The sequence below is a fragment of the Streptomyces sp. NPDC002853 genome (assembly GCF_053591915.1).
In genome coordinates this window covers 383,350-396,624 of the sequence record NZ_JBSFUS010000002.1, presented here as the reverse complement: position 1 = coordinate 396,624, position 13,275 = coordinate 383,350, and the positions used below count along the sequence as shown (strand labels likewise).

The 13,275-nt window shown below is 68.5% G+C and carries 12 protein-coding genes and 2 pseudogenes; 8 read left to right on the top strand and 6 right to left on the bottom strand.

Translation table 11 applies throughout. The features are described from left to right. Positions 1–200: 200 nt before the first annotated feature. On the bottom strand, positions 201–1,904 hold the full coding sequence (locus ACWD02_RS06330; RefSeq protein WP_451205045.1) for an NAD(P)-binding protein: 1,704 nt from the start codon (positions 1,902–1,904) through the stop codon (positions 201–203). 682 nt (positions 1,905–2,586) lie between these two features. Here ACWD02_RS06330 and ACWD02_RS06325 point away from each other — a divergent pair. Beyond that, positions 2,587–2,934, top strand: a complete 348-nt coding sequence (locus ACWD02_RS06325; protein ID WP_451205043.1) for a site-specific integrase — start codon at positions 2,587–2,589, stop codon at positions 2,932–2,934. Positions 2,935–3,052: 118 nt separating this feature from the next. Here the strand turns inward: ACWD02_RS06325 and ACWD02_RS06320 are convergent, their stop codons facing one another. After that, complete coding sequence (locus tag ACWD02_RS06320; protein WP_451205041.1) at positions 3,053–3,679, bottom strand: TetR/AcrR family transcriptional regulator; 627 nt, start codon at positions 3,677–3,679, stop codon at positions 3,053–3,055. Between the two features lie 98 nt (positions 3,680–3,777). On the opposite strand from ACWD02_RS06320, the gene ACWD02_RS06315 reads away from it, so the two are divergent. Continuing rightward, entirely contained in the window at positions 3,778–4,431 is a 654-nt protein-coding gene (locus tag ACWD02_RS06315; protein WP_451205038.1) for a CatB-related O-acetyltransferase, read from the top strand. 58 nt (positions 4,432–4,489) lie between these two features. Continuing rightward, complete coding sequence (locus tag ACWD02_RS06310; RefSeq protein ID WP_451205036.1) at positions 4,490–5,686, top strand: macrolide family glycosyltransferase; 1,197 nt, start codon at positions 4,490–4,492, stop codon at positions 5,684–5,686. A gap of 161 nt (positions 5,687–5,847) precedes the next feature. On the opposite strand, the gene ACWD02_RS06305 is transcribed toward ACWD02_RS06310, so the two are convergent. Then, on the bottom strand, positions 5,848–6,546 hold the full coding sequence (locus tag ACWD02_RS06305; protein WP_451205034.1) for a maleylpyruvate isomerase family mycothiol-dependent enzyme: 699 nt from the start codon (positions 6,544–6,546) through the stop codon (positions 5,848–5,850). A 413-nt stretch (positions 6,547–6,959) separates the two neighbouring features. Continuing rightward, on the bottom strand, positions 6,960–8,573 hold the full coding sequence (locus ACWD02_RS06300) for a carboxylesterase/lipase family protein (protein WP_451205032.1): 1,614 nt from the start codon (positions 8,571–8,573) through the stop codon (positions 6,960–6,962). 141 nt (positions 8,574–8,714) lie between these two features. On the opposite strand from ACWD02_RS06300, the gene ACWD02_RS06295 reads away from it, so the two are divergent. The 3 genes and pseudogenes from ACWD02_RS06295 to ACWD02_RS06285 all read left to right on the top strand — a co-directional run. Then, positions 8,715–9,275: a TetR/AcrR family transcriptional regulator gene (locus tag ACWD02_RS06295; RefSeq protein WP_451205030.1), complete on the top strand. Its 561-nt coding sequence runs from the start codon at positions 8,715–8,717 to the stop codon at positions 9,273–9,275. A 444-nt stretch (positions 9,276–9,719) separates the two neighbouring features. Beyond that, entirely contained in the window at positions 9,720–9,860 is a 141-nt protein-coding gene (locus ACWD02_RS06290) for a hypothetical protein (protein WP_451205028.1), read from the top strand. Beyond that, positions 9,857–9,970 (top strand): annotated as a pseudogene (locus ACWD02_RS06285) (hypothetical protein); the annotation flags it as partial. The gene ACWD02_RS06290 and the pseudogene ACWD02_RS06285, both read left to right, overlap by 4 nt. A 280-nt stretch (positions 9,971–10,250) precedes the next feature. Here ACWD02_RS06285 and ACWD02_RS06280 read toward each other — a convergent pair. Then, positions 10,251–10,430, bottom strand: a pseudogene (locus ACWD02_RS06280) (YbaK/EbsC family protein); the annotation flags it as partial. Positions 10,431–10,595: 165 nt separating this feature from the next. Here ACWD02_RS06280 and ACWD02_RS06275 point away from each other — a divergent pair. Beyond that, positions 10,596–11,150: a cytochrome b gene (locus ACWD02_RS06275; RefSeq protein ID WP_451205026.1), complete on the top strand. Its 555-nt coding sequence runs from the start codon at positions 10,596–10,598 to the stop codon at positions 11,148–11,150. A 349-nt stretch (positions 11,151–11,499) separates the two neighbouring features. Here the strand turns inward: ACWD02_RS06275 and ACWD02_RS06270 are convergent, their stop codons facing one another. After that, on the bottom strand, positions 11,500–11,991 hold the full coding sequence (locus ACWD02_RS06270; RefSeq protein ID WP_451205024.1) for a hypothetical protein: 492 nt from the start codon (positions 11,989–11,991) through the stop codon (positions 11,500–11,502). Between the two features lie 822 nt (positions 11,992–12,813). Here ACWD02_RS06270 and ACWD02_RS06265 point away from each other — a divergent pair. Next, the gene (locus ACWD02_RS06265; protein ID WP_451205022.1) at positions 12,814–13,089 is read left to right on the top strand and encodes a hypothetical protein; all 276 of its coding nucleotides are present in this window, start codon (positions 12,814–12,816) and stop codon (positions 13,087–13,089) included. Positions 13,090–13,275: the final 186 nt, after the last annotated feature.

The window sequence follows — 13,275 nt, the reverse complement described above, 5'->3', positions numbered from 1 at the left end:
CCCTGAACGTCCCTGTGTGTGCAGTGTCTGGGGGTTTCCTCCTGCCGAGGGCACGGGCGGCCTCGGCAGAGCACGGATGATCATCGTGCCGATGGGCCTGATGTTCCGGCGTTCCCGTGCCGCGGCGTAGAACGCGGTGGAGCCCTTGTGCCGTTCGTCGACGGCGCGAGGGCTCCACGAGGCAGAGCAGCGGAGCAGGGTCAAAGGAGGTGTGCCACGGCGCGGATGGCCGCGTCGAACGCGGCGTGTGTGTATCCGAAGGCCTCGGCGTCGGAGTTGGCGATGGCGATCCGTCCGATTGGACGGCGGGCCTTGGCGTAGGGGCGTTGTGACTCGGGCTGGTACAACGACGGGTCGTCGAGGGAGTTGTACTCGTAGGCGTACCCGTGGGCCCATCGGTTGACGGTGAGAGCCGTGATGTCGCGGGCCGGGTCGAAGCCGTAGTCGCCCAGGGAGCGGGTCATCGCGTCGCGGATCTCGCGCTCGAAGTCCTCGAAGGGCATCTTGATCAAAGTGCGGCGGCCGGCCTTGTGCTGCTCCCGGCAGATCAGGCCGGGGGACCCGGGCGTCGCCGACAGGGATATCACGGTGGGAAGTTCGGGCCGGTGCGGCATTTTGAAGTCACCGATCTCGGTGACTGTGGGCAGGCCGAAGCTGGAGAAGAACATTGAGGGCGTGCTGACCCGGGACAGGCGGGCGCGGGCGAAGGGCCGCCAGTCGCGGAGTGCGACTCGGGCGTAGACCAGCGGTACCTTCGTGCCGTAGCGCATTGCGGTGACCTGCTCGGGCGGCAGTTCCGGCACGACGTACGAGGAGACGGAGTTCCAGCAGGCCATGACCACGCCCTTGGCGCGTACCCGGTAGCTGCGGCCGCCCTTGGAATAGTCGACCACCGCGCCGTGCCTGCCGTCGTTGCGGACTTGGAAGGCCGTGCTCGACAGCCGGATGCGTACGTGGTTGTCCCGGTCGTCGAGGCGTGAGTAGTCCGCCTTCGCGGTGACGATCTCCCGCCAGTCCGGGCGGCGCTCCTTGAACGCCTGCGGGACGAGTTTGCTGACCAGTAGCCGGGCGAGCGAGGCGTTGCCCTCGGGGAAGTAGAAGTTGCCGTCTTCCTCGGTCTCGGCCAGGTGCATCAGCGGCGTCAGCCCGGCGCCCGGCCATGGCGTGTGGGCGAGCTCCAGACCTCCGAAGCCGGGCTGCCCGGTCGCCCATGCGTCGGCCGCGGCGACGTGGTCGACGTTCACGCCCCACAGGCCGTTCGTGCCCCGCTTGACGATCTCCAGTGCGTCGTCGTCCAGGCCGAGCTTCTCGCGAAGATAGGTCTCGTACGGGGTGCGGGCCAGGATCTCCTTCTTCTGCGCGTCCGTCAGCCCCGGGTAGAAGTCTTCGGTCGTCGTGTAAAGGCGGACCAGCGCGGCCCGGCTCGCCTCGCTCAACGGGAGTCTGGCCGCGTACGACGCCCAGGACTCGCCCGCTTCGCGGATGACCAGTTGGTCCTTGCCCCAGCGTTCGGAGTTGAACAGGGTTGCGCTGCGCAGGGAGTACGGTGCGTAGGCGTCCCCCTTGACCGTGGCTTCCAGCGCCTTCAGGTCGACACCGAGATCCTTGGTGAGCAGGTCGCGGGCACCACGCGACCAGGTGCTCGGGGTGTCGATGTTGACGGTCCCGCCGTTGGACAGCAACTGCGTGCGGCCGACGTGGAATTCGTTGCGCCGCGCGTGTCCACCGAAGTCGTCGAGGGCGTCGAGGATGAGTACCCGGGCCTTGGAACCCGCGTGCTTGCGGTAGAGGTGGGCTGCGGCCAGCCCGCTGAGGCCGCCGCCGACCACGACCAGGTCGTAGGTTTCACGGGTATCCGATATGCGGCCAGGCGCGAACGCGCCGTCACGCACCGCGTGTGCCACGTCATAAGAGCCCGGTTGCTGGCCCCTCAGGCCCGTGGAGGTGGGCGGGTACGGATGGTGGTGCCCATCGTGCCGGTGGGCGGGGTGACTACGTCCTTTCGCCGGCGACGCCTGTGCGGACCCGGGGAGTGCTACCGCCGCTGCTGCGCCGGCAGCCGAGACCGCCACGCCGTCCAGGAAGTCACGGCGCGTGACCTTCCGGTCCATTCCGAGCTCGTGATCACTGAATCTGGGCATGCGAGACCCCTTAGGTGGATCTTCGGATTTCGAACCAGAACTACCTGGCGGGAATGCTATCCAGCAGTCATCGCGTTTCTGAAGAACGAAGTCCGTTGAATATAGGGATAGTTGCTGCGGAATCAGTACCTGAGGGCTTGGGTGGGGGAGTGGCGTCAATGGTTCTCGGTGGTTCGGGGGTTGCCGGCGGTGGGCCCGGGAGGCCGGTTTTGAAGTGCGTGAATACACCCCGTCAAGGGGATGCTGGAGTCCCGCAACGACTGACGAGGTGGCAGAGGCGGCGGTGCGGGGACTCGGCGGACCGGCAGTTCTGGTACGGCGGGGCTGCCCTCCTTCCTCGAAGGCATGACGGTCGAGGCGGGTACGCAGCGGTGTCGGTAGCACTTCAGGGGGGCCGGGGAGGGCGTACCCAATCTGGTAGCCATTGCGCAGGGCCTCTACCGCAATGGCGACCTTGGACGTGTGCCCGGGGACCGGCCGAACCCGGCTCTCCTACCGTCAGGCGCAGGACATCCTCGGGGAGAACACCCGGCTGGAGGCCAACCTCAACGCCCTGCCCAGGGGCATCGAGGACCTGGGCGGCTGGACCCTGCACTGGCTCCGTCACGGTGCGCCCCTCCACGACGCCGCGGGCGGCACCTCCACTCTGGTGATGTTGGCCGGCTCCGGTCACGCCTGCGTCCGCTCCCTGGAGCGGTACGCCCGCCCCGGTGTCGACGCGGTCGCCCGGCACGTCGCTCTACGTGATCCAGCTGCCCGCCGACGGAGCCGAGCCGGAACACGTCACCGATGACCGGGCGACACCACACGCCGAGCGACATCGTCCCCGGGTAGTGATATCCGTTGCTCTTGCGGGCGTTGGTGCGGCGACCCGTGTCGATTGCGCTTGCGTTGGCTCCCTGTTCCCTCGATCACGCGCTCTCGTCCCGACAAACGGAGAAGGCACCCGCGGCAGCCGCCAGGACGGCCGCCTCCGCGGCCCGTTCCGGAAGGTGCGGGTCCGGATTGGCACGCAGGAGCACTAGCTGGTGGTAGAGCGGCGCCGTGGCGGCGATCAGCAGGGCCCGCGCGCCCGTGTGTTGTGCGGGGAGTTCACCGCGCTCGGTGGCGCGCTCGACGAGGATCTCGCACTGGGCGTACCGGTCCGTCCACAACTGCGTCTGGGCCCGCGCGGCCTGTTCGGAGTGGAACGAGGCGGCCATCAGGGCGACGGCGAACGACGGCTGTACGACCAGTGATTCCTGGATCTCCTGGTTGAGGGCCGTCAGATCGCCGCGCAGCGAGCCGGTGTCCGGCGGCTGCCAGTCGATCTCGCCGGCGGCGTCGATGACGTCGACGAGCAGGCCGCCGACATCGCGCCAACGCCGATAGACGGTGGCGCGGTGCACTCCGGCCCGCGTCGCGACCCCCTCCATCGTGAGTCCTTCGTGACCGCTCTCAGCGAGTTCGGCGCGTACCGCATCGAGAACCTGGGCGCGGATGCGGGCGGTGCGACCGCCCGGGCGGCGGTCCGACGTGTTGTCCAGTGGGTCTGTCATCGGCAATCAGAATCCGGTTGATCAGGGGGCAGGGCTGTGCCACCATCTTAACGCGACAGTTGTCGCTATAGGTTCACCAGAGAGGAACCGCTCGCACGATGCCGCCCGTCCCCGCTGACCCCACCGTTCTCCACCCGATGCCCGAACACCCGCGCGTGGTCCTGCTCAAGCCGCTGGTGAAGTCGCCGCTGATCGAGGTCGGTGACTTCTCCTACTACGACGATCCGGACGACCCGACCGCGTTCGAGACGCGCAACGTCCTCTACCACTACGGTCCCGAGCGGCTTGTCATCGGCAAGTACTGCGCGCTGGGGACGGGCACCCGGTTCATCATGAACGGCGCCAACCACCGCATGGACGGCCCTTCCACCTTCCCCTTCCCCACCATGGGGGGCTCCTGGGCGGAGCACTTCGACCTGATCACCGGCCTGCCCGGCCGGGGCGACACGGTCGTCGGCAACGACGTGTGGTTCGGCCACGGCGCCACGGTCATGCCCGGTGTACGCATCGGTCACGGCGCGATCATCGCCGCCGGCGCCGTGGTCACCGCCGATGTCCCCGACTACGGCATCGTCGGCGGCAACCCCGCCCGGCTCATCCGCACCCGTTACGACGCCGCGGACATCGCCCGGCTCCTGGCCGTGGCGTGGTGGGACTGGCCCGTGCAGCACATCACCCAGCACGTACGGACGATCATGTCGGGGACCGTCGCCGACCTGGAGGAGGCCGCCGCGCAGCTCGACCAACCCTGACGCCGCGTCCTGGCCACACCGCCCGCACCCGTCCCGCGCCAGAAACGAGTGATCGCCCATGTCCCGTCGCCGTGCCCATATCGCGATGGTCGGCGTCCCCATCGTCAGCCATGTCCTGCCCAGCCTCGCGCTCATCGGTGAGCTGGTGGCCCGCGGGCACCGGGTCACCTACGCCAACGACCCGTTTGTGGCCGACCGGATCGAGTCCGCCGGCGCGGAACTGGTGCCCTGCACCTCCACGCTGCCCGTCGCCGACAACGACTGGCCTGCCGACCCCATCGCCGCGGCGAGCCTCTTCCTCGATGACGCCGTCCAGGCGCTGCCGCAGCTGCGCGCCGCCTACGACGACGATCCGGCCGACCTGTACCTCTACGACATCGGCGCCTATGCCGCGCGCGCCCTCGCCGAAGCGCAGGACCGCCCCCTCATGCAGCTGTCACCGACGTTCGTCAGCTGGGACGGCTACCAGGAGGAAGTCGCGGCGCATCTACGGAAGTTGCCGGGAGCCGACGCGTATCAGGAGAGGTTCGGGCGGTGGCTTGCCGACTGCGGTGCGACCACCACGGATGTGGACACGTTCTGCGGCCCACCCGCCCGGGCCCTCGCCCTGATCCCGCGGGCGATGCAGCCGCACGCCGATCGAGTCGACACCGATACGGTGACCTTCGTCGGCCCCTGCTTCGACACCCGAGCGGACATGGAGAGCTGGACTCGCCCGGCGGCCGCGGATCATGTGCTGCTGATCTCTCTCGGCTCGGCGTACACGCGCCAGCCCGCCTTCTACCGCCAGTGCATCGCCGCCTTCGGCGACCTGCCCGGCTGGCACGTCGTACTCCAAATCGGCAAGCACACCGACCCCGCGGAACTCGGCACCATCCCGCCCAACATCGAAGTGCACTCCTGGGTCCCGCAGCGGGCGATCCTGGAACAGGCCGACGCCTTCGTCACCCACGCCGGCATGGGCGGCTGCGGCGAAGGGCTCCTCGCCGGCACTCCCATGATCGCCGTGCCGCAGGGAGCCGAGCAGTTCATGAACGCCGACCGGCTCGTGGAACTCGGCGTCGCCCGCCGTGTGGACACCGCTGACGCCACCGCCCAGACCCTTCGCGCGGCGCTGAACGACCTGCTCACGGACCCGGAACGCGTCGACCGGTCCAAGCAGTTGCAGGCCAGCGCCCGCGCCGAGGGCGGCACCCCACGCGCCGCTGATGCCATCGAAAACATGCTGGCCGCCACCCAGGGCCCCGTGCTCTAAGCACTGCCGCTTCCGTTCCCCGGCTGGCGCCGTCCTCATCCGAGGACCTGCACCTGCAGGACAAGCGCGGGAAAATCATCGCCAAGGGCGGGGCGGCGGAGTGCATGCAGGCGATGTACGCACAGCGGCGCGGGCAGTCCCTTGAGCGGAGCCACACCCGGTCAGCTTCGCCATGTGGGCAGCGCTGGGAGGGGCCCCCGCGGTTCGATGGTCAGGATGTGCCCGTCGGTGCGTCCGGTGAGCCAGCCCAGCAACTCTGCTGCCGGGCCCTTCACCTGCGGTCCTGGGCCGTTGCCGATCACCCATAGCACCTCGTCCTCATCCGCGCACAGCGTCATGGGCGGGGTGGTGGGGTCTGTGCGCAGTTTCGCGGTGGTCGTCTCCAGTTCGCGGGCGATGAAGGAGGCGGGCCAGTGGGCCGGGCGGTGGCCGCTGTCCAGGTCGGTGTGGTGCACCTCGACCTCGCGCAGCATGCTGGCGACGGCGCCGCGTACCGGCCGCAGACCGCCTCCGAGCCAGCGCACGGGCACGCTCCAGGCGTTTGCGGGATGCTTGTCGGCTGCGGTGAGGAAGCGGTGCAGCGCGGTGTCCATGTCCTTAAGGAGGGCGGCAGCGGGTCGCCCGGCGCCCTCCTCGATCTCCCGTTCCCGCTGGTTCTCGCTGGCGTATTGCGGTAGGTCGGTCCCTGTCCGGGCGGAGGTCAGCAGCCGGGTGCGCGCGTCGGCGCTGCGGGCGATGTGGGTCAGCACGTGGCCGCGGCTCCAGGTGGGCAGCAGGGAGGGAGCTTTTACGTCCTGGTCCGACAGCGTGGCCGCTGTCGCAAGCAACCGGTCGACGCAGATGCGCAACAGGGGCAGCAAGGCTGCAGGGCTGTCTTCTGCCTCGTGGTGTGGCATGAGCCTCCGATCGGTGGCGACGCGTCGCCCTATCTGTGCCCCGTTTGCTACGCCGTGCACGGCATCGAGCCGATGCCTTACCGCTGCGATGTCCTCCTGAGGATTCGGTTCGATCACTCGCTCGCGCGCCAAGTCGCTGAGAGGCCATGCCCGTCTCGCTCCAGCCACGACCCGTCGCCCACATGCCGATCCACCGCCGCTGCCCAGTACCAGCCACATTGACGTCACTTGGGTCGCTGCGGCAGCCCTGACGGGCTGCCGCAGTGGGAGGGGTTACGCGCGGGAGTTCACCGGTTGGGGTCGCCCGCCTGGTCATCATGGGTGCCGGTAGGAATTGTGTCAGCAGCTGCAAACGTCGGCGTTTGTCGCGTACTCCATCAGGAGCCCTTCACCTCACCGTGAGGGGCGAGTGCCTTCCAAAACGCGTAGTGGTGATCGGCCGCGAAATTGGTGTGGCCGATGCGGCCGGACGCGAGCCGCTGCACGTAGGGGCCGCGGTCCGTGAACCGCTTCCACATGGGCAGGCCATGTCCGTTCACCTGCCCGGTGGACGCGAACCGGCTCCAGTAGGCGACCACCGTGTCCGACAGCCCGGCCTGCGTGGCATCGAGCGGCTCGAAAAGATCGTTGTCGAAGAGATAGGCCAGGTCGATCATGTGGCCGGTGCCGAGCGGGAAACTCGTCGGCCGCGGCACGTTCTTGAAGTACGGGGCCTTGGTCTCGGCGAAGTCGTAGGCGTAGACGGGGGTGTGGCGGGCCAGCGCGCGCTGGGTGTCGAGCGCCGCGGTCGACCACTCCGAGTCGGTCAGCACGGCCGCCAGCGCCGCTCCGGGTGCCGGGTAGTCCGCGGCCGGATACTCGGCCAGGACGGCGGAGGCGTCCTTCCCGAACTGCTTGGTGACCTTCTCGGCGTAGCCTTCGGCGGTCAGCGGCTGTCCTGTCATGATCTCGTCGAGCCCGGCCAGTCCGCCCATCTCATCGTGAGTGGAGCCGTGCAGCACCGGCACCCGGGCGAACCGCCCCGCGGCGATGGCACGTGCCGGGGCCTCGGGCAGTACCTTGCCGTCCACCACGGGCCGATACCCGTCGTGCCCGGAGACGGATGCCTTGATGAGCTCGGCGCTGGACCTGCCCCGCAGGCAGGAGTCAGCGGCGCGTGGATCGTCGCAGCCCGCGGCCTCAGCGACGGCGAGCCCGTTGGCCTCCGCCTGCTCGCGGGTGAACGAACCGTCCGGTCCGACGCAGCCTGCGCTCTGCACGATCGCCTTGCTGAAGAGCCCGCGGGCGCCGGGCGAGACCAGCTGGGCGCAGACGCTGTAGCCACCGCCCGATTGCCCCATGATCGTGACGTTGCGGGGGTCTCCGCCGAAGGCGCCGGCGTTGCGGTTGATCCATTTCAGTGCGGCCTGCTGGTCAAGAAGGCCGAGGTTGGCCGGTGCGCGCAGCCCAGGTGCGGTCAGGAAGCCGAACGCGCCGAGCCGGTAGTTGATCGTCACGACCATCGCGCCCTGCCGCGCGGCGGCGAGCTTGGCCGCGCGGTAGGTGGCGCCGTCGCCATAGGTGAAGCTGCCGCCGTGAATCCAGACGATGACCGGCAGGCGCCCCGTCGTCCGCCCGGCTGGAGTCGTGACGTTCAGGTAGAGGCAGTCCTCCCCGCCGCCGCCCTCGATCGCGATGGGCTGGTCGGTCGGCTGCGCGCACGCTCCCTCCGGGGCGTCGGCGTTCAGCGGCGATGACCAGGGGTGCACCGGCTGCGGCTCCTTCCACCTGCGCTCTCCGGTCGGCGGGGCAGCGTAGGGGATGCCCTGGAACGTGCGCACCGTACCGGCGGTCGTGCCCTGTACCGGGCCCTCGGCGGTCGTCACCTGGGTGGGGACGACGTGGGCGCCGGGGTGAGCGGAGGCGAGGCCGGCCGTGATCGCCGTGGCGGCGAGCGTCGCGGAGACGGTGGCCGCGCCAAGGGCTGTGAAGCGGGACTTCCTGGTGATCATCCGGGCTCCAACGATCGGTGTGATCTTCGATGCACGAAACGGTAGCCAGGAATTGGGCAAACGCGCAAGACGTTTGCCCAAGTCGAACGCCTGAGGCGCTTGCCTGGTGCAAACGTGCAGATAGTTGCTAGGGTCTGCGCCATGGGAAATCGGGAGAAGCTGCTGGAGGCCGCCAGGCAGTGCCTCTTCACGAAGGGCTACGAGCGCACGACGGTCCGCGACCTGGCTTCCGCTGCGGGCGTCAGCATGGCGGCGATCGGCTATCACTTTGGCTCGAAGGAGGCGCTGCTCAACCTGGCGCTCTTCGAGGCACTCGACTCGGGAGACCAGGTCTTCGGGCCGTCGGCGGGCGACACCGACCTCGGCGCACTATGGCGCCGGTTGATCGAGGCGTTCTCGGCCAACAAGACCTTCTGGACCGCCAATCTGGAGACCGTGCTGCGTGCGCAGCGCGATTCGGAACTGCGCGAGCAGGTGGCCGCCGGGCTGCGGCAGGGGCGCAGCGGCATGGCACGAGAGGTCACCGGAACCGCCGAGACCGAGCTCTCCGAAGAGACGATCCGTACCATCGGCTCGGTGCAGCTCGCCCTCGTCAGTGGCCTGATGATGCAGCACCTCACCGACCCCGAGTCTGCGCCCACTGCCGACGAGGTACTAGCGGGCTTGCGGGCGCTGGCCGCCCATCTGCCCGAGAAGGCCTGAGACTCAGGCTCTGGACCCGCAGGCAACAGGACCACCACAGCGCCTCCCCCCATGCCCACGGTGGCCAGTTGCTCGACTGGCGCATTCGCCTGCAGATCCCGTCGATCAGCAGCGTGGAGGAGCGGTTCGTGGGGTGGGGATCCCGAGGTCGACGGTGGGGCGTTGAGCTCGACCGCTGCCCGGTCCCAGAAGGCTGTCTCTTCCTCTGCTTCGATCTGGACCAGCTGCCCGGTGTCGTCCCGGACACGGACGGGGCGCGGTGGCCGGCGCGGACGAGCGTGCGGTCCTCCTCGGTCAGAACACGGCGGTAGGTGCGTCCACCATGGATCAGGACATCGAGGAAGGTGCCGGACGGCCCGCCCTCGCCCTGAGGACCTGGACATCGCGCTGCGCCGCTTCCTCCCCGCAGCCGGGCAACACCCCGCGAACGCCTGGGATGAGCCGGTGCGCTGGCTCGGGGGCGGTCTCCGGCCGGTGCGCGGTGTCGTGCGCAGCATGCTGCGCGAGGTAGAGGTGCACCACACCGACCTGGCCACCGGTCACGGTCCGACCGCCGGCCTGCCCTCTTCACCGCCCGCGAGCTGAAGTCCACCACCGCGAAGCTGCGCGCCGACCCCGCCACCCCGCCCCTGACCCTGTGCGCCGACGAGGATCAGGTTCCCCGGGTGGTCGGCAACGACCCGGGGCCGCAGGTGAGCGGCCCTGCGGCTGAGCTGCTGGGCTGGCTCACCGGGCGGACCGACGGGCACACGCTGACCGCCTCCCCCCGCACGGGCCCTTGCCGACACGCCCGGTCTGGCGAAGCTGACCGTCCGACACCGGCTGGAGCCCTCGCCGCTCAGGGCAGCGGCACGGGCAAGAGCCCGGGGATGGACAGTACGCCCGGCCGTGCCACCGCCACGTGGTCGGCGGTGCCCAGCCGCAAGGTCTGATCGAGCCGGGCTGCGTTGAACAACATCTCCGCTGCCTCAGCAGTTTGGAGACGACGAGCAGTGCGAGGGAGGGATCAAAGGAGAACGGGGGAATCGTGCCGCTGACCGCGCCGGTCAGCTCCTCGACCACGTCCCGCGCGGCGAACATGGCCTTCACCCCTTGGTAATGCCCCCGTACCGCCTCAGTGTGTAGGCGGCAGTCCCCGGGGACCACGGCCAGCACGTAGCGGGCCGGGGCACAGCGATGCAGCGCGGGAAAGGCTGAGTGAGCTTCGCTTCCCCGAGGGACAAGAGAAGGGCACAGGCCTATCCGGACCCCAAAGGCCCGCGGGCCTCGCGTCTGACTGCCGCACGCTTGGGGTGGCGGGTGGCGGGGCACGTCGGAGGGATGAGCTATCACCTGCGTAATGGTGCGCACGGCTACGGGATTGTCACAAAGGTGCTGCACTGGGCGGTGTTCGTGGCGATGGCCGTGCAGTTCGCCGTGGGCTACCTGCTCGACGTCGATGACGGCGGCCACGGCCGGGGCCGGGGGCGCGGGCGCAGCGGGGGCCACGGCCGGGGGCGGGGCCGTGGGGGAGATGACGGGTACGACCTCATCGGCGACGACAGGCTGCTCACCGTACACGTCGTCCTGGGGGCAGCGGTGCTGCTCCTGGGCGTGGTGCGGCTCGCGTGGCGGCTGGCTACACCGCTCCCTCCATGGGCGCCGACCTTGAGCCCACGGGAGCGGCGCCTGGCACACGGCACCGAAACCGTCCTGTACGCGGCCATGTTCGCCACCCCGCTCACCGGCATCGCCCTGGTGCTATTCGGTGACGACCTGCTCGCCGTCCACATCGGCGCGCACATCGTCTTCTTCGCGGCCCTCGCGCTGCACGTCGGGTTGGTATTGAAGCATCAACTGGTCGACCGCGACCGTCTGTTGCGCCGCATGCTCTGACGCGCGCCCTGATGGTTCTCCGGTCACCACCTGCGGCCGGCCCGGGTCGTCTTGGTTGAGGGGTAGTGCGTGTTGGTGGCTACCGAAAGACGTCTTTGCACCGGATCCGATTCAAGTGACGAGCCATGACAGTCGAGTTGGGGAAATAACCGGTGCGGCGCGGGAAAGCCCGGTGCCTGGCCCGGCCCCGAAAGGGAGGTCTCTTAACCGGTATCCGTGCGGGCGAGCGCGGCCCCCGAGCGAACGGAAAAGCTCTCGGGACGGCGCCAAGCGACGAGTGCACGGCGATCGGCCATCAACAGCTGGGCGCTGGGGCAACGCGAAACCGACGTCCGAAGCCGCCGCGTGATCATTGGTTGTCCACACAGCACCCCATGATCAACGGGGGCCTCGGACGCCACCGAAGCCAGTAGTCGGGCCCCTCAACTCGGTAGCGAACGTCGACACCGGCAACGAACCCCAGCTCACACACGAGCCGACGGGCACCGTCCGGCGCCAAGCGGTGCGGCGCCAACAGCAGCTCCAGTTCGTCATAGCGGGCGTCGACCCCGCTGCGGCCCGGATGACTCTCCTGTCCGACCTCGCCCGCCTCGCGGCGCTCATACCACCTGGCGTAGATTCCCCACTGCTCGCGCTCCAGCTCCGCGACCGCCTCGCTTGCGGGCCAGACCTGGTACTCATCGACTTCATGGCTGTGGTCGTAGACGTGCATCTCGAAGTAGTGAGGCTGCCCGTCGATGTCAGCAAGGCCGGCCCACGGTCCGTCGTACCACTCCGACTCGGCGTACACACGCTCGAAGCCGTCCGTGATCAACTGCTCTTCGCCCCAGGTTTCAGCCACGCAGGCAGGCTACCGGCGAGCAGCCTCCGTATCCATGGTCACGATCTGCGGCTGGAGGTCCGCGAACCACATCCCGCCCACGGCTCCAACCATCGACCCCCGCCTTGTCCCTGGCTGCTTCTTCCTTCCGCTCCGAGGGCCTTGGCCCCTGCGTCACCGGCCTGTTGAACGGGCGCCCCGGCGTCTTCGACAAGAGACAAGCCTTCGGTTGTCGGTAGCGTTGGACTTGGCGCGTACGTCTCAACATCGACCTGTAGTGGCGGGCTCCAATTGCCGTTCCGATCCTGAAGCCCCGCGTGCACACCGATCCATATCGAGAGGAGAGCTCGTGCGGGTGTTCCTTGCCGCCTTTGCCCTCATCGTAGGAATGACGCTGATAGCAACGAGGAAGAAATTTGGGCGAAAGGCGGCCAATCAGCGAAATTACTTCGGGCGTGCGAATGTCGCCGCTGGAGAAGGGGCGGCCCGATCGGGCCCACTGATCATTGGATGCTTCATGATCCTCTTGGGCGTGCTGGTGGCCACTGGGCTTGTAGACCCTGAATAGAACAAGAGAATCGGAGAGACAGCACCGTCTACCTCGTTCTTCGGCTCCGCGAGCCTAGGATCATAGTGAGCCTGGGGCGTTGATATGTCATCCACTGCGCGCGGTGCCCTTATGGCGATCGATGTGTTCCGCGGTGAGAGTGGCGGCTTTACTGTGTTGGTTGCTGATCCATGACCCGACCTGATCTCCCGTTCCTCTTGCACTTGTTCTTCATCATGTGAGCCGCCTGGAAGTTTGCGGCAAGGCCCATCCAGCCCCTGAGTAGGGTTGTGACCATGGCCAAGGGAATGAGGCGACGGTCCGAGGTGGATCTGGACAGCGGCGTCGAGGACGCGACGACGCTCATCCTGGAATGGCTCGGCGAGCAGGGTGTAGGTGCCATGATCCGGGTCGACGCGGAGCGGATGCGTGACGGTCAGCCGGCGTGGACATTCGCAGCCTCTGGTGGGCCCCTGGATGGTGGGTTGAGGGCCGATGGAGCCTCGGCCGCCGAGTGCATGGGCAGGGCATTGCTCGGATTGCGGGAAGCCGGGCTGGTCGTGCCCTTCTGAAGCCGGGTTCAGGGGCATAGCCGGTCGCGCTCGGTGATGCTTTCGGGGCGTCTGGTGGTCCTGCCGATTTCATGCTTGATCGTCACTTTTGCACTCGAGGTCGGCGCACTGCTGTTGGCTGCGCTTTCGGCCGCACCCCTCACAATCCTGGTCGTCTTTTGCGTGGGCGTCCCCATGACACACATC